Source organism: Mesorhizobium sp. ISC11 (genome assembly GCF_037162595.1).
Lineage (GTDB): Bacteria > Pseudomonadota > Alphaproteobacteria > Rhizobiales > Rhizobiaceae > Mesorhizobium > Mesorhizobium ciceri.
Genome location: NZ_JAVSPW010000001.1, coordinates 3,958,561 through 3,974,963, shown reverse-complemented (window position 1 = coordinate 3,974,963; position 16,403 = coordinate 3,958,561). Strand labels below are relative to the sequence as shown.

Sequence of the window (16,403 nt, the reverse complement as noted above, 5' to 3'; positions counted from 1 at the left end):
CCACAGCACGGCTGAGCTGTATGCTCGGATGGTGAGGCGGCGATCAGCAGAGTCCGAGCCGCCGGACCGGTCGACAGGCCCGCACTGCGCTGCTAGAAGCCCGGCCTGTCACACGGAAATCCCAGAGAATGCCCGAAGCAATAGAAGAAGAAGTGGCGCGCCGCCGCACCTTCGCGATCATCGCGCACCCGGACGCCGGCAAGACCACGCTCACCGAAAAGCTGCTGCTGTTCGGCGGCGCCATCCAGCTTGCCGGCGAGGTCAAGGCCAAGAAGGACAAGATCCAGACGCGGTCGGACTGGATGAAGATCGAGCGTGAGCGCGGCATTTCAGTCGTCACTTCGGTGATGACCTTCGAGTATGAGGACAATGTCTTCAACCTGCTCGACACGCCCGGCCACGAGGATTTCGCAGACGACACCTATCGCACGCTATCGGCGGTCGACTCGGCCGTCATGGTCATCGATGCCGCCAAGGGTATCGAGCCGCGCACGCTGAAGCTTTTCGAAGTCTGCCGGCTACGCGACATCCCGATCATCACCTTCGTCAACAAGATGGATCGCGAAAGCCGCGATCCGTTCGAGATTCTGGATGAGATCGAGCAGAAGCTGGCGCTGGATACGGCGCCGATCACCTGGCCGATCGGCCGGGGCAAGAATTTTTCCGGCACCTACCATCTGGCGCTGAACGCCGTGCGCAGGGGCGACGACGAGAAGGAGCGCACGCCGGTCAACGGTCCCGATTCCAACCGCGTCGCCGGCCTTTTGCCGGAGAACGAGCGCGAGGCCTTCATCGAGGAGCTGGAGCTGGCGCGGGAAGCGTGCAGACCCCTTGATATAGAAGCCTTCCGCGAGGGTCACCTGACGCCGGTCTATTTCGGCTCGGCGCTGCGCAATTATGGCGTGCGCGACCTGATCGAGGCGCTCGGCGCTTTTGGACCGCCGCCGCGTGCTCAAGAGGCCGACACCCGCAAGGTCGAGGCGACCGAAGAGAAGATGACGTCCTTCGTCTTCAAGATCCAGGCCAACATGGATCCCAACCACCGCGACCGCATAGCCTTCGTCCGCGTCTGTTCGGGCAAGCTCGAGCGCGGCATGAAGGCCAAGCTGGTACGCACGGGAAAACCGATGTCGCTGTCGGCGCCGCAGTTCTTCTTTGCCCGCACACGCGTCACCGCCGACGAGGCCTTTGCCGGCGACGTCGTCGGCATTCCCAACCACGGCACGCTGCGTATTGGCGATACGCTGACCGAGGGCGAGGAAATCCTGTTCCGCGGCGTTCCGAATTTCGCCCCGGAAATCCTGCGCCGTGTCCGCCTCGGCGACGCGATGAAGGCCAAAAAGCTGAAGGAAGCGCTGCACCAGATGGCAGAGGAGGGCGTCGTGCAGCTGTTTTCGCCCGAGGACGGCTCACCGGCCATCGTCGGTGTCGTCGGCGCGCTGCAACTCGACGTCCTGAAGGAACGGCTGAACTTCGAATACACCCTGCCGGTCGAATTCGAGATGTCGCGCTTTTCCGTGTGCCGCTGGATCTCGGCCGACGACAAGGCCGAGGTCCTGCGTTTCATCGAGGCGCATCGCGGCGACATCGCCCGCGACCTCGACAATGATCCGGTGTTCCTCGCCCAGCACGCCTTCTCGCTGAACTACGAAGCGGAGCGCTGGAAGGCGATCAAGTTTGCCACGATCAAGGACTATCAGGTCCGCGACAGAGCGGCGTAAGTCGCGCTTTTTCCTTCTCCCGTTCACGGGGAGAAGGTGCCCGAAGGGCGGATGAGGGGCGGCGCGACCCTCGACTATCCTCTGGCAGCTTCCTCGATCTTGGCGATGTCGATCTTGCTCATCTGCATCATCGCCGACATCACGCGGCCGGCCTTGGCCCGGTCCGGATCCAGGAGCAGGCGCGGCAGCTGCTCCGGCACAACCTGCCAGGAGACGCCGAATTTATCCTTCAGCCAGCTGCATTGCGATGGTTGGCCGCCACCTTCGATGAATTTGTCCCAGAAGTAATCCACCTCTTCCTGCGTCTTGCAGTCGATCGACTGCGACATCGCTTCGCTGTGCTTGAACTGCGGTCCACCATTGAGCGCCTGGAACTGCACGCCGTCGAGTTCGAACGTGGTCACCAACACCTTGCCTGCATCGGCGTGGCCTTCGGGCCAACGCATCACGCTCAGCACCTTGGAATTCTTAAAGATGGAGACGTAGAAGTTCATGGCCTCTTCGGCCTGGCCGTCGAACCACAGGCAGGTGGTGATCTTTTGCATGTCGTGCTCCTCGTGCTGTTTCGGTCGCTGTTCCTGTGAAACGGCTGACTCCGAACATGGTGCCATCTCCTTGCCGTCTGCCCAAGGACGGACATGCAGCGCGCCATCCGACAGTGCCACGCATTTTTTTGAGAGAATCTGGCGCATTGCAAAATTGTGGCCAGACCATACTTGCGCGTCTATAACGCCTGCGGTCCGAATTCAGCTCCGCCGCGCCAACCCCTGGGCTGCGGCCAGCCACCAAGGAAAAAACATGCCTGCCTATCGTTCCCGCACCACCACCCATGGCCGCAACATGGCCGGCGCTCGCGGCCTCTGGCGCGCCACCGGCATGAAGGACTCGGATTTCGGCAAGCCGATCATTGCGGTGGTCAACTCCTTCACCCAGTTCGTGCCGGGCCATGTCCATCTGAAGGATCTCGGCCAATTGGTCGCGCGCGAGATCGAAAAGGCCGGCGGCGTTGCCAAGGAATTCAACACCATCGCCGTCGATGACGGCATCGCCATGGGCCATGACGGCATGCTCTATTCGCTCCCGTCGCGCGAGCTGATCGCCGATTCCGTCGAATACATGGTCAACGCACATTGCGCCGACGCCATGGTCTGCATCTCCAATTGCGACAAGATCACGCCCGGCATGCTGATGGCCTCGTTGCGCCTCAACATCCCGACCGTCTTCGTCTCCGGCGGTCCAATGGAAGCCGGCAAGGTGGTGCTCGCCGGCAAGACGCAGGCGCTCGACCTGGTCGATGCCATGGTCGCGGCCGCCGACGACAAGATCTCCGATGAGGACGTCAAGGTCATCGAGCGCTCGGCCTGCCCGACCTGCGGCTCCTGCTCGGGCATGTTCACCGCCAATTCGATGAATTGTTTGACCGAGGCGCTTGGCCTGTCGCTGCCCGGCAACGGCTCGACATTGGCGACGCATGCCGACCGCAAGCGTCTGTTCGTCGAGGCCGGCCACCTGATCGTCGATCTCGCCCAGCGCTATTACGAACAGGACGACGAAACCGCACTGCCGCGCAACATCGCCTCGAAGGGCGCTTTCGAGAACGCCATGACGCTCGACATCGCCATGGGCGGTTCGACCAACACCGTGTTGCATATCCTGGCTGCCGCGCATGAGGGCGAGATCGATTTCGATCAGGACGACATCGACGCGCTGTCGCGCAAGGTGCCGGTGCTGTGCAAGGTTGCGCCCGCCAAGTCCGACGTCCACATGGAAGACGTCCACCGCGCCGGCGGCATCATGGCGATCCTCGGCCAGCTCGACAATGCCGGCCTGCTCAACCGCGACCTGCCGACGGTGCATACGTCAACCCTGGGCGAGGCGCTCGACCATTGGGACATTTCCCGCACGACCAGCCAGAGCGTGCGCGATTTCTTCCTCGCCGCCCCTGGCGGCGTGCCGACGCAGGTCGCCTTCAGCCAGGAGCGCCGCTGGGACGAGCTCGATCTCGACCGCGAGAAAGGCGTTATCCGCTCGACCGAACATCCCTTTTCCAAGGATGGCGGCCTTGCCGTGCTGAAGGGCAATCTGGCGCTCGACGGCTGCATCGTGAAGACGGCGGGCGTCGATGAATCGATCCTGAAATTCACCGGCCCGGCCCGCGTGTTCGAAAGCCAGGATTCGAGCGTCAAGGCGATCCTGTCCAATGAGATCAAGGCCGGCGATGTCGTCGTCATCCGCTATGAAGGACCGCGCGGCGGCCCCGGCATGCAGGAGATGCTCTATCCGACCAGCTATCTGAAGTCGAAGGGCCTCGGCAAGGCCTGCGCTCTGGTTACTGACGGCCGCTTCTCCGGCGGCACCTCGGGTCTGTCGATCGGCCATGCGTCGCCGGAAGCTGCCGAAGGCGGTTTGATCGGACTGGTGCAGGAGGGCGATACGATCGAGATCGACATCCCGAACCGCAGCATCCGCCTGGCTGTCGATGAGGCGGAACTCGCTGCGCGACGGGCGGCGATGGAAGCCAAGGGCGCCATGGCCTGGAAGCCGGAGGAAAAGCGCAAGCGCAAGGTGACGACCGCCTTGCGCGCCTATGCCGCCATGGCCACCAGCGCGGCCAAGGGCGCGGTGAGGTTTGTGCCGGAGTGAGGTTTCTTCCTTCTCCCCCTGTGGGAGAAGGTGTCGCCGCAGGCGACGGATGAGGGGTGTTCCAGAGAACACCGATGTCTCACTCCGCTGGAACACCCCTCATCCGTCTCGGCGCCGCGCGCCGATCCACCTTCCCCCACAAGTGGGGGAAGGGAAGAGAAGTGCTACGGCATCAACTGATACTCATAGAGCTTCTGGTAAAGCCCGCCCTGCTTGAGCAAGGCCTTGTGCGGGCCGCTTTCCACCACCTTGCCGGCTTCGAGCACCACGATTGTGTCGGCCTGGTGCACGGTCGACAGACGGTGCGCGATGACGATCGTCGTGCGGCCTTCCGTCAATTGCTGCAGCGCGTCGCGGAACAGCGCTTCCGATTCGGCGTCGAGCGCGCTGGTCGCTTCGTCCAGCAGCAGGATCTCCGCATTGCGTAACATGGCGCGTGCGATCGAGATCCGTTGGCGCTGGCCGCCCGACAGTAAGCCGCCATTCTCGCCGACATCCGTCTCGTAGCCTTTCGCCTGCGCGCTGATGAAGTCATGCGCGTTGGCCGCCTTGGCGGCGGCGATCACCTCATCGTCGGTCGCACCCTCGCGCCCAAGCCGGATGTTGTGCATGATGGTGCCGGCAAACAGGAACGTATCCTGGCTGACATAGGCGATCTTTTCCCGCAGCGATGCGAGCGTCGCATGGGAAATATCCTGACCGTCGAACAGCACCCTGCCGCTCTGCGGATCATACATGCGCATGATCAGGTTTAGAATCGTCGACTTGCCGCCGCCGGAAGGCCCGACCAGCGCCGTCATCTTGCCGGGCGCAAGCGTCAGATCGAACCTGTCCAGCACCGGCGGCCCTTTCTGATAAGCGAAGTCGACGGTGTCGAACCGGATCTCGCCCGGTCCGGCCAGAAGCGGCTTCGCGTCCGGCTTCTCGACCAGAGTGAGTGGCTGGTCGGCGAGATCGAACATCATGCGCACGCCGACAATGCCGCTTTCCAGCGATATGCGCACGCGCGCAAGGCGCTTTGCCGGCTCATAGGCAAACAGGAGTGCCCCGATGAAGGCCATGATGTTTCCCGGCATCTGGCCGCCCTGCAAGACCAGGAAGCCGCTGACGAAGATGGCCCCGGCAATAGCCAGCCCGGCCAGCGTCTCCATCACCGGGCTTGTCGCAGCCTCCAGCGTCGCGATGTTATTGGCCCGGTTCTCGACGTCCGACACGGCCTTGTACATGCGGTTGCGCATCGCGCCTTCGAGGTTGAAGGATTTGACGACGCGCACGCCGATTGCCGTTTCCTGCATCACCTGCACGATCTGGCCGACCGAGCGAAACTCCATCGCGGCGAACTTGCGAACACGTTTCAGGATGCGGTTGACCCCGTAGATAGCCAAGGGGCCGACGACGAAGCAGATTATAGACAAGGCTGGCTGCTGCCAGACCATGACTCCTACCAGGACGACCAGCGACAACAGATCGCGCACATAGGACGTGACAACGAGGTCGAGCACGTTGCGTGCCGCCTGCGCATTGTTGGTCATGCGTGTGATCAGGTCGGACGACGAGGTCGAATGGTAGAATTCGATGCCTTGCGCCAGGATGCGGTCGTAGATCTTGCGCTGGCGGTCGGCGATGATGGCGTTGCCGACACGGCTCATGAAATAGGCCTGAATGAAGTTGGCGAGGCCCTTGAGGATGAAGATCGTGGCGACCCCGCCCGCAATCAGGTTGACCCGGTCAATCCGCTTGAAAACTACGAATTCGTCGGTGATCTCTTTGAGAATCCAGGCGCTGGCGCCGGTCGTGGCGGCCACCACAAGCATCGACAAGATCGCGGCGCCGTAGCCAAACCTGTGCTGATAAAAGGATTCCCGGATCAACCTCGCGACGAGGCGCTGGTTTTCCGTCGAGCGGAAGAAACGAAACAAACGGCGGATCCTTGAAACCGGGACAACGAAGGCGGCTTATAGAGGGAGTTGCGGCCGGATGAAACCATCCGCGGCCGCCGCGGACAAATCGCTGTTGCAAGCGGCATCGACGGGATGCGATTTTCAGCCTCGGCTATATCAGATGATTCTTTTAACGGGATGACGACGGATGGATTTCGACCTTATCGTTCGCGGCGGCACACTGCCTGATGGCAGGGTTGCCGACATCGGCATCAACGGTGAGACGATCGCGGCGATCGAGCCCGTTCTCCAGGGTTCCGCGCGGACGAAGGTCGACGCCCATGGCAATCTGGTCTCGCCGCCCTTCGTCGATCCGCATTTCCACATGGACGCGACGCTCTCCTACGGCATTCCGCGCATCAACGCGTCGGGTACGCTGCTCGAAGGCATTTCGCTGTGGGGCGAGTTGAAGCCGCTTTTGACGCATGAGGCGGTGCGTGATCGCGCGCTGGCCTATTGCGACTGGGCGGTGTCGATGGGCCTGCTCGCCATCCGCACCCATGTCGATGTCTGCGATGACCGCCTGCTGGCGGTCGAGGCGCTGCTCGAGGTCAAGAAGACGGTCGCTCCCTACATCGATCTGCAATTGGTCGCCTTCCCGCAGGACGGGTTTTATCGCTCTCCATCGGCGCGTGAAAACACCATCCGCGCGCTCGACATGGGCGTCGACATCGTCGGCGGCATCCCGCATTTCGAGCGCACCATGGCCGACGGCACGCGCTCGGTAACGGAGCTGTGCGAGATCGCGGCCAGCCGCGGCCTGATGGTCGACCTGCATTGCGACGAGACCGATGATCCGCTGTCGCGCCATATCGAGCAGTTGGCCTATGAAACGCAGCGTCTTGGTCTGCAGGGCAAGGTCGCCGGTTCGCACCTCACCTCGATGCATTCGATGGACAATTACTACGTCTCGAAGCTGCTGCCGCTGATCGCCGAGGCCGGCGTCTCGGTCATTCCCAATCCGCTGATCAACATCATGCTGCAGGGCCGCCACGACACCTTCCCGAAGCGCCGCGGCCTGACCCGGGTCAAGGAAATGCTGGCGCTCGGCATTCGCGTCGGCTGGGGCCAGGATTGCGTGCTCGATCCCTGGTATTCGCTGGGCACAGCCGACATGCTCGACGTCGCCTTCATGGGTCTGCACGTCGCTCAGATGTCGAGCCCGGCCGAGATGGCGCGCTGCTTCGACATGGTCACCAACGTCAATGCCGCGATCATGGGCCTCGATCATCTCGGCCTGGCGGTCGGCAAGCGCGCCAGCCTTGTCGTCCTCGATGCCGGCAATCCGGTCGAGGCCCTGCGGCTGCGCGCCGAGCGCCTGTGCGTCATTGCCAGGGGCAAGGTGGTGGCGGAGCGGACGAAGCAGGAAACCAGGCTGTCCATCGGCGGAAGGCCGGGAATGGTGAACCGGCGGCACATATCCAGCTCCAATCAAAGAGATAGAGCATGATGTCGTCCGAAAACCGCTTCACACTTTTCGGCATCATGCTCTAGATACAGCCGATTCCCGGCGCTGGTCTTACCCATCGCCCGAATTCTCCTCGTCAAAGCCGCTGCTTCCGTCTACGACGCGGGCTTACAAGGGGGAGGAATCGGGATCGGCATGACGCAGCCCGTGGCGCAGAATTCGACGATCAGGAATGTGCTTTTGGCCGGCATTCTGCTGATGCTGGCCGGCGATTTCCTGTTTGCGCTGAACGACGCCATGGGCAAATGGCTGGTCGCCAGCTTCTCCGTCGGCCAGGTGGTGCTGATCCGCTCCATCGGCGCCTTCTTCGTGCTCGGCCCGATGATCGCCAACCAGGGCCCGGCCAAGCTGTTTCGCATGGAACGCCTGGAGCTGCAGCTGCTGCGGGTGGTGATGACCACGCTCGACACCGCGCTCTTCTATGCCGCCGTGGTCTATCTGCCGCTGGCCGATGTGATGAGTTTCTACATGGCGGGGCCGATCTACGTCGCGGCACTCTCGCACCTCTTGCTTGGCGAAAAGGTCGGCTGGCGCCGCTGGATGGCGATCCTGCTCGGCTTCTGCGGTGTGCTGATCATGCTGAAACCCTCGTCGGCGGCGTTCTCGCTGTCATCAGGCTTTGCGCTGGTGGGCAGTATCTCCTTCGCCTTCGCCATCATCCTCAACCGCCGGCTGCGTGGCACCAGCGACACCAATCTGGTGACATGGCAGACCATCGGCACACTGCTGGTCGGCGGCGTGCTGAGCATCGGCGCCTGGCAGACGCCGTCGGCGCTCGATCTCGGCGCCATGCTGCTGCTCGGCATCGTCTCCTGCGGCGCCCATCTGATGATCACCAGGGCGCTCAAGCTGGCGCCGGCCTCGACGCTGGCGCCGCTGCATTACACGCTGCTGCTGTGGGCGGTGGTGTTCGGACTGGTGTTCTTCGGCGACGTTCCAGGCCCGCGCATCCTGATCGGCTCGGGCATCGTCGTTCTCGCCGGTCTGTTCATCTTCCATCGCCAGAAAGTGGTCGAGACCACGGTGCCGCCCGAAAACGTTCCGAAGGGCGTGAATTAGTCCAGGCTCACCCCCGGCGGATCGCCGCCAGATGCCGTGAAAACTCGGACGTCTCCATCAGCGCCTTGCAGCGCGCGAACCGCCCGTCGGCATAGGCGCGAAAATCATCGACCGGGTTGTTGTTGGCGAGCTGGATCAGCCCCCACAGCGTCCACAACAGGTCGCACATCGCCTTGTAGATGACGATGCGGCCGCGCTGCGCCGGCCTCGCCTCGCCGCCGAAATAGGCGCGCATCATCTCTTCGTCTTGCGCCAGATCGAATTTACCTTCCACGGAGAGGTCGCCAAGGTCCCAGAGCGGGTCGTTCATGCCCGAATATTCCCAGTCGACGATCCACATCCGCTCGCCGGTGTCGAGGAAGTTTTCGCACAGCGGATCGCAATGACAGGCGACGAGAGGCAGCGGATGGGCGGCCAGCGCCGACCGCACGCTCTCGGCGTCGCGCACCACGTCATGATAGCCGGCGGGCAGGGCGATCTCCTTGGTGGACAGCACCTTGAGATAGTCGTCGATCATCGCAAACAGCTCGAAGCGGAAGGGAAACACCGCGCCTGAATTGTGCAGCTTGCGAAAGGCCTCGCCGGCGCGGGCTGGACTGCCCGGCCGAACCTTGAATTTCTCCTCCGACATGGTTTCGGCGCCGGCGATGTAGCGTGTCACCATCAACCCGGTGCCGGCATCGACATGCAGCACCTCGGGACTGACCCCTGCTTTTGCAGCTTCGCGTGCAGCCACCGCTTCGTTGGCCCGGTTGATGTATTCCTCGGTGCCCTTGCCGGGAATGCGCAGGCAGAAGTCGCCGGCCTTGAAGACGAGATTGGTGAGGCCGCCCAGCCGTTCCAGCGGCCCGCTGTAGCCGGCCAGCATGGGAATGGCGTCCAGTGCCGCGCGCGCCTCGTCTGTAATCATGCCTGCGCCCCCACACACTGTTATTTGTCGCGGCAACGGTTCCACAATTTTCGCGCTTTGGCTATCATCACTGCGAGATCAAAAATTGGCGGACTGGATCAAAGTGGCGGACAACAAACATCAGGGTGCGCTTGGCGCGGCCTACGCGGCAAAGCGGCCCGAAGAGGTCGCCGCACTTTATGATCGTTGGTCGCAGACCTACGACGCCGACATGTCGGCCGCCGGCTATCGCCATCCGACGATCTGCCTTGCGCTGCTGACCCGCCATCTGCCGCGCGGTTCAGCACCGCTGCTCGATGCCGGGGCCGGCACCGGTCTCATCGGCGAATGGCTTGATATTGCTGGTTACCCGCAAGTCGAGGCACTCGATATTTCACAAGGCATGCTGGATCAGGCAGCCCGCAAGGGTGTCTATTCCGCGCTCCATTGCCTGGCGCTGGGCGGTCATCTGCCCTTTGCCGATGATGCCTATGCCGGAGTGATCTCGGCCGGCGTCTTCACATCAGGTCATGTCGGCGTCGAGGGGCTGGACGAACTGATCCGCATATGCCGGCCGGGCGGCATCATCGTGCTGACGGTCAAGAACTCGCTGTGGGATCAAGGCTTCGCCACGCGCGTCGCTGAGCTCGAGGCGCAGGGCCTCGTCACCCGCGTCGAGGAAACGCGCCCTTATGTCTCGATGCCCGGCGAAGCCGACACCGTGCCCAGCCGCGGCCTCGCACTGCGCGTGACCTGACCTACGCTTTGACCCTCGCGCCTGCCGGGTCGTACATCGGCTCGAGGTGGATCTTGGCCGGCGTCCTCTCCATCGCAACCACCAGTTCGTAGTCGCCCGAGGCGAGAAAATCGTCGCTGACCCCGTCGGCGTTGCGCACGTAGCCGTAGCCGATGGTCTTGCCCAGCGTATAGCCATAACCGCCGCTGGTGAGATAACCGACAGGCTCGCCATTGCGCAGGATGGTTTCGCGGCCGAGCAGCACGATCTCGGGGTCGTCGACCGTGAAGCCGGCAAAGCGTTTCTTCATTGCCGTGCCGCTGGTCTTCTCCAGCGCGCGCCGTCCGATGAAATCCGTGTTCTTGCGCAGCTTGACCGCCCAGCCGAGCCCGGCTTCCTGCGGCGTGTCGTTGGGCGTGATGTCGGAGCCCCAGGCACGATAGCCCTTTTCCAGCCGCAGCGATTCCAGTGCCCGATAGCCGATCGGGCGGATGTCGTGCTTTTTGCCTGCCGCCATCAGCGCGTCGAAGACTTCGCCGGTGGCCGCGAGGGGCACGTGCAGTTCCCAGCCCAACTCGCCGACATAGGTGACGCGCAGCGCCCGAATTGTGTGGCCGGCGATGGCAATCTCACGCACATGGCCGAACGGGAAGCTCACGTTTGAGACGTCGGCTTCGGTCACGGCCGAAAGCACGTCGCGCGCCCGAGGACCCATCAGCGACAGCGTGCCGAAATCCTCGGTGACATCGACAAGCCTGGCATCGAGCCCTTCGCCGATATGATCGCCGATCCACGAGGAATCATGCGTGCGGAAGCCTGTGCCGGTGACGATGTAGAACTTCTCTTCGGCCAGCCGCGCCACCGTCAGATCGGCCTCGATGCCGCCGCGTGTGTTGAGAAGCTGCGTGTAGGTCAGCCGGCCGACCGGCTTGCTGACGTCGTTGGCGCAGACCCAGTCCAGCGCCTTCAGCGCATCGGGCCCGCTCAGCTCGTATTTGGCGAAGGAGGATTGATCGAAGATGCCGACTTTTTCGCGCACATGCCGGTGTTCGTCGCCGACCGCCACAAACCAGTTCTGCCGGCCCATCGAATAGATGTCCTGCGGCTCGACGCCTTCGGGCGCGAACCAGTTAGGCCGTTCCCAGCCGAGCTTCGAGCCGAACACGGCATTTTGCTGTTTCAGCCTGTCGTAGAGCGGCGAGACGATGCGCGGCCTCCCGCTGGCATACTCCTCATGCGGAAAGCCGATCGTATAGTGTTTGCCATAGGCCTCCAGCGTGCGGTCGCAGACCCACTGACGGTCACGGTGCAAATTAGCAAAGCGCCTGATGTCGACCACCCACAGGTCGAGCGGTGCTTCGCCATCGACCACCCACTGCGCCAGCACCCAGCCGGCGCCGCCGCCCGAGGCGATGCCGAAGGCGTTGAAGCCGGCGCCGACAAACATGTTGGCGCATTCGGGCGCTGTGCCGAGAATGAAATTGCCGTCCGGCGTAAAACTCTCCGGCCCGTTGATCATCTGCTTGACGCCGACGGTTTCCAGTGCCGGCACGCGCGCGATCGCTTGGCTCATGTGCTGCTCGAAATGGTCGTAATCATCGTCGAACAGCCTGAATTCCCAATCATTGGGGACGTCGCCGCCGGGGAGACCAGTAGCCCAGGCCTGCGGGTTCGGCTCATAGCCGCCCATCACCAGCCCGCCGACCTCTTCCTTGAAATAGGTGCGCCGGTCCGGATCGCGGATGGTCGGCGCGTCGGTCGCCAGTCCGTCGATCTTCTCGGTGATGATGTACTGGTGCTTCACCGGCTGCAGCGGGACGTTGATGCCGGCCATGGCGCCGACCTGCCGCGCCCACTGGCCGGCGCAGTTGACCACCTTGTCACAAGCAATGTCGCCCTTGTTGGTCGTCACCGCCGTGATGCGGCCGTCCTTCATTTCGAAGCCGATGACGCGGACATCCTCGAACAGTTTGGCGCCATGCATGCGCGCGCCCTTGGCCAGCGACTGCGTGATGTCGGAGGGGCTCCCCTGGCCATCGGTCGGCAGCCAGGAGGCGCCGACAAGATCGCCGGTTTCCATGAGCGGCCACATTGCCTTGACTTCCGCCGGTGATAGCAATTGCATGTCCATGCCGAAGCTTTTCGCCGTCGTCGCCAGCCTTTTGTACTCGGTCCAGCGGTCGGCATTGGTGGCGAGCCTGAGGCAGCCGGTCATCTTCCAGCCGGTGGCAAGGCCGGTCTCGGCCTCGAGGCCCTTGTAGAGGTCGACGGAGTATTTCAGCACGCGGGTGATCGAAGCCGACGAGCGCAACTGGCCGACAAGGCCGGCGGCATGCCAGGTCGAGCCCGAGGTCAGCTTGCCTTGTTCGAGCAGAACGACATCGGCCTTGTGGTCGCGCGCCAGATGATAAGCCGTCGAACAGCCGATGATTCCACCGCCGATGACGACGATGGCGGCCTGGGTCGGCAATGTCATGATTTCTGCATCCCGTACTTCGTTCTGTAGTTTTCCAGCGCCGTGTCGAGCCGGGCGAGGTTTTCCTCGGTGTAGGCGACGTAGTCGATACCGGGCGCGTCGAGATAGAGCTCGGACACCATGCTCCACATCGCCTCGCGCAGCAGCGAGGCGCATTGCATGGCCGCGTGCGAACGGCGGATCGCTTCGTCCGGTTCCTTCATGAAATAGGCGGTCAGGAAGGCGAAGGATTCCTCGTCGCTCATGCCGGCGTTGGAGGCGGCGCCTGCGAGGTCGAACATCGCCGTGTTGAAGCCGGCATATTCGAAGTCGATCAGCCACAGCCTGTTGCCGTCGTCGAGAATGTTGGCCGGCAACAGATCATTGTGGCCAAAGACGATCGGCAGCAGTTTCTGCGCGCGCTCCAGTTCGTCGGCCAGCGTCAGCAGGCGCGGCAGGTCGCTGCGCTTGCGGCTGCCGCCTTCTTCAAGCGTGCGCGCATAGTCGCGAATGACATGGAACACCCAGAACATGAAGCCGGCGCCGGAGACGTGAGTGGGCATCTCCCGGTGAAAGGCGCGCATCAGGGCTGCGACGCGGCCAAGATTGGCGCGTACGTCCTCGGCGAGATAGGTCTTGGCGCCGAGAAACTCCGTCACCATGATGCCCGGTTCGGCATGGCGGACGGCCGGCGCGAAACCGGCGGCATGCGCCGCCCGCGCCGTCATCACCTCGCGCTCGCGAAAGACATGGTGGAACGGATAGTCCTTGCCGAAGCGCACGACATGTCGTCCCGCCGCGTCCGTGACCACATAATTCGCGTTGCTCAGACCGCCGGGCAGCGGTGCGATCTCGATGCCACCGGTCCAGCAGGGCAGGGCGCGGATGCGATCTTCGGCGGTCACGGAATCATCCCTGGTTTGCTGGGCTTCGACAAGGCGCCGTGAACAGCGCAACGACGGCGGGGAGAAACGTAAATAATCTCGTCGGTGCGGGACGCCAGGATCGGTATCCCGCACCGCACCGACGAGCCCCTTGGCCAGGTTTTTGAGCCCGGCATCCGCCCCCGCGGATCTGAAAATTCCTTGTACAGGCACGTTCCCAACGGCCTGATCGCTGAGTTGCGGCTCTGCCCCCAGTCGCAGATCTGAAGCCTGTTGATGTCTTTGATTTCACGCCAGGGTTTCCCGCTTGTCAATGAAAAGCTGTGACTTTTTTTGGGTATTTTGCCTGAAAGCATAAGGTAGTTCCTTTAAAAGCAATTGAATTACCTTAGAATCGGTCAAGAGCATCAGTTCGGGAAACCAGATGGCCCAGTCCAAACGACACGGCGAGATCCTGCGGCTCCTGCAGGAAGAGGGCACCGTCACCATCGCCAGTCTGGCCGACCGGCTGGGCGTGTCGCTCGAGACGGTGCGCCGCGACGTCAAGCCGCTGACCGGTGATGGCTCTGTCCTCAAGATGCATGGCGCCATCGGCCTGCCGTCAATGATCGGCGAAGCGCCGTTCGAGCGGCGCATGCGTGAGAACGCCGACGCCAAGCGCGTCATTGCCCGCATGGTCGCCGCCACCATCCGCGACGGGGAATCCATCATGCTCGACACCGGAACGACGACCTCGTTCCTTGCGCGTGAACTGCTCGGCCACCGGCGCCTGACGGTCGTCACCAATTCCTCGGACATCGCCCGCACGCTGGCCACCATCAACGGCAACAAGGTCTATATGGCCGGCGGCGAGCTGCGCAGCGATTCCGGCGCTGCTTTCGGCGCCTCGGCGATCGATTTTGTCAGTCGCTTCTCGGTCAGTCACGCCATCATTTCCACCGGGGGCGTCGACGCGGTGATGGGCGTCATGGATTTTGATCTGGATGAGGCCGAGTTCGCCCGCATGGTGCTGTCACGCGGCCAGCGGTCCCTCGTCATCACCGATCACTCGAAATTCGGCCGTCTTGGTCTGGTCCAGGTCTGCGGCTTCGACAGCTTTTCCGAACTCGCCACCGACCGCTCGCCGCCGCACGACCTGGCCGCCGCCCTTGCGCAGGCCGGCGCCCGGCTCAGCATCGCCGGCGCGGAAGCCGGGTTCTAGCCGAAGACCAGCGATTGGTGGGCGCAGACGCCCGCAAAGGTGCCACTCGATACTGCAAAGGCGATGTTGTGCATCGAACGTGCCGCGTCGCCGGCGGCGTAGACGCCGGGCAGGGTCGTCTGCTGCCTGTCGTCGACTGATATCACCGTGCCGAGGAGGCCTTCGGTGAAGCCGCAGCCGAGCTGTTCGGCCAGCGGGCTGGCCATGATATTGCGCGGAGCGGTGAACATCGCCCTGACGCCGGCCTTTCTGCCGTCGTCGAGGTGGACGATCAATCCGCCGGAGCCGTCTTCCTCTAGCTCGGCAACGCTGGTGGGCTCAAACCGCACCTTTCGGCTCTCCAGCGCGCGCATCTGCTCTGTGTCAGGTTCGAACAGGCCATTGCCGAACAGCGTGACATCGCCCCAATCGGTGATCAGCTGTGCCTGATGCATGGACATCGGACCGGTTGCGAGCACGCCGAGCGGCCCGCCGGAAACTTCGTAGCCGTGGCAATAGGGGCAGTGCAGCACGCTCTTTCCCCAGAGCTCGGCAAGCCCGGCAACCTCCGGCAGGATATCGCGCACCCCAGTGGCCAGTACCAGCCGTGCCGCGCCGAATGTCTCGCCACCTTCGGTGGTGATTTCGAAATCGCTGCTGCCAGCGGCAAGGGCCTTGTCGGCGCGCCCGTCGACAACCCTGGCTGCCGGATAGGCCAGTAGTTGGCGCCTTGCGTCATCCAGGATTGCGCCGGGCGCGCGCCCGTCATGTCCGAGGAAGCCGTGCGAATGCTCGGCAAAACGGTTGCGCGGCCGGCCGGCGTCGATCACCAGCACCTTGCGTCCTGCCCGCGCCACCTGGATGGCGGCGGACAGGCCGGCAAAGCTGCCGCCGACGACGGCAAGATCATACTGCATGGCTGGAGACTCCAATGAGGTCAAAACGGCGGCGGAAATCGGCGGTCAGGTCAGCCAGCGTGATGCGGCTCAGCTTCTCCGCCAGCAGCCTTTCGGCGGCGATGCGAAAATCGTCGAGCGCGGCGATCACCGCCTGCTCGACGAGGCAGCCGGGGCTTTCCGGATCGGTGCTGAACGGCAGCAGTGTCTCGCCAAGGGCGACGCTGATCTCGGCCAGGGATATTTTCTCGGGCGCCCGCCCGAGCAGCCAGCCGCCACCGTGCCCGCGCGACGAGGTGACGATGCCGGCGTCGCGCAAGCCTGCGATGGTGCGGCGGACCACCACCGGATTGGTGTGGATGAAGGTGGCAAGCTGCTCGGAGGTCAGCGCCTGTTCGGGCTTCTCGGCCATGTGGACGAGAATGTGCAGGGTAGAGGACAGCCGGCTGTTGCGCTTCATGTAACTTAGTTAGTTACGATTGGTGTCGATGTCAAACACGTCTCGTCCGCGCCGAGGCGCAATGTCCACGCA

At 63.2% G+C, this 16,403-nt stretch carries 13 protein-coding genes; 6 read left to right on the top strand and 7 right to left on the bottom strand.

Features of this window, described 5'->3' with window-relative positions; translation table 11 throughout:
* The first annotated feature begins 128 nt into the window (after positions 1-128).
* Entirely contained in the window at positions 129-1,721 is a 1,593-nt protein-coding gene (locus tag RPF88_RS19370) for a peptide chain release factor 3 (protein WP_013528039.1), read from the top strand.
* A 74-nt stretch (positions 1,722-1,795) separates the two neighbouring features.
* Here the strand turns inward: RPF88_RS19370 and RPF88_RS19365 are convergent, their stop codons facing one another.
* Complete coding sequence (locus RPF88_RS19365) at positions 1,796-2,266, bottom strand: VOC family protein (RefSeq protein ID WP_337123893.1); 471 nt, start codon at positions 2,264-2,266, stop codon at positions 1,796-1,798.
* 253 nt (positions 2,267-2,519) lie between these two features.
* Here RPF88_RS19365 and ilvD point away from each other — a divergent pair, with 253 nt between their 5' ends.
* A complete protein-coding gene (gene ilvD, locus RPF88_RS19360) occupies positions 2,520-4,364 on the top strand; it encodes a dihydroxy-acid dehydratase (protein WP_275954130.1) in 1,845 nt (614 codons plus the stop codon).
* 164 nt (positions 4,365-4,528) lie between these two features.
* On the opposite strand, the gene RPF88_RS19355 is transcribed toward ilvD, so the two are convergent.
* Positions 4,529-6,283, bottom strand: a complete 1,755-nt coding sequence (locus RPF88_RS19355; protein ID WP_063171118.1) for an ABC transporter ATP-binding protein — start codon at positions 6,281-6,283, stop codon at positions 4,529-4,531.
* A 169-nt stretch (positions 6,284-6,452) separates the two neighbouring features.
* On the opposite strand from RPF88_RS19355, the gene RPF88_RS19350 reads away from it, so the two are divergent.
* Together RPF88_RS19350 and RPF88_RS19345 are read left to right on the top strand one after the other, a co-directional pair.
* On the top strand, positions 6,453-7,754 hold the full coding sequence (locus tag RPF88_RS19350; protein WP_337122958.1) for an amidohydrolase family protein: 1,302 nt from the start codon (positions 6,453-6,455) through the stop codon (positions 7,752-7,754).
* Positions 7,755-7,907: 153 nt separating this feature from the next.
* Positions 7,908-8,831 (top strand): DMT family transporter, encoded by a 924-nt coding sequence (locus RPF88_RS19345; protein ID WP_013528034.1) that lies wholly within the window; start codon positions 7,908-7,910, stop codon positions 8,829-8,831.
* Positions 8,832-8,838: 7 nt separating this feature from the next.
* On the opposite strand, the gene RPF88_RS19340 is transcribed toward RPF88_RS19345, so the two are convergent.
* Positions 8,839-9,741 carry a phosphotransferase family protein gene (locus RPF88_RS19340; protein WP_064995773.1) on the bottom strand — a complete coding sequence of 301 codons (903 nt, stop codon included), beginning with the start codon at positions 9,739-9,741 and terminating at the stop codon, positions 8,839-8,841.
* Between the two features lie 103 nt (positions 9,742-9,844).
* Between RPF88_RS19340 and RPF88_RS19335 the strand changes: the two genes are divergently transcribed.
* Positions 9,845-10,477 (top strand): class I SAM-dependent DNA methyltransferase, encoded by a 633-nt coding sequence (locus RPF88_RS19335; RefSeq protein ID WP_063170453.1) that lies wholly within the window; start codon positions 9,845-9,847, stop codon positions 10,475-10,477.
* A 1-nt stretch (position 10,478) separates the two neighbouring features.
* Here the strand turns inward: RPF88_RS19335 and RPF88_RS19330 are convergent, their stop codons facing one another.
* On the bottom strand, positions 10,479-12,932 hold the full coding sequence (locus tag RPF88_RS19330) for a GcvT family protein (RefSeq protein ID WP_337122955.1): 2,454 nt from the start codon (positions 12,930-12,932) through the stop codon (positions 10,479-10,481).
* Positions 12,929-13,816 (bottom strand): phosphotransferase family protein, encoded by an 888-nt coding sequence (locus RPF88_RS19325; protein WP_063169919.1) that lies wholly within the window; start codon positions 13,814-13,816, stop codon positions 12,929-12,931. The genes RPF88_RS19330 and RPF88_RS19325 overlap by 4 nt, the downstream gene beginning before the upstream one ends.
* A 403-nt stretch (positions 13,817-14,219) precedes the next feature.
* Here RPF88_RS19325 and RPF88_RS19320 point away from each other — a divergent pair, with 403 nt between their 5' ends.
* Entirely contained in the window at positions 14,220-14,996 is a 777-nt protein-coding gene (locus RPF88_RS19320) for a DeoR/GlpR family DNA-binding transcription regulator (RefSeq protein WP_013528029.1), read from the top strand.
* Here RPF88_RS19320 and RPF88_RS19315 read toward each other — a convergent pair.
* Positions 14,993-15,892, bottom strand: coding sequence for an NAD(P)/FAD-dependent oxidoreductase (locus RPF88_RS19315; protein ID WP_337122953.1), 900 nt, complete (start codon positions 15,890-15,892; stop codon positions 14,993-14,995). The two genes, RPF88_RS19320 and RPF88_RS19315, sit on opposite strands and share 4 nt — an antisense overlap.
* Positions 15,882-16,331 carry an RrF2 family transcriptional regulator gene (locus RPF88_RS19310; protein ID WP_337122952.1) on the bottom strand — a complete coding sequence of 150 codons (450 nt, stop codon included), beginning with the start codon at positions 16,329-16,331 and terminating at the stop codon, positions 15,882-15,884. The genes RPF88_RS19315 and RPF88_RS19310 overlap by 11 nt, the downstream gene beginning before the upstream one ends.
* Positions 16,332-16,403 lie beyond the last annotated feature (72 nt).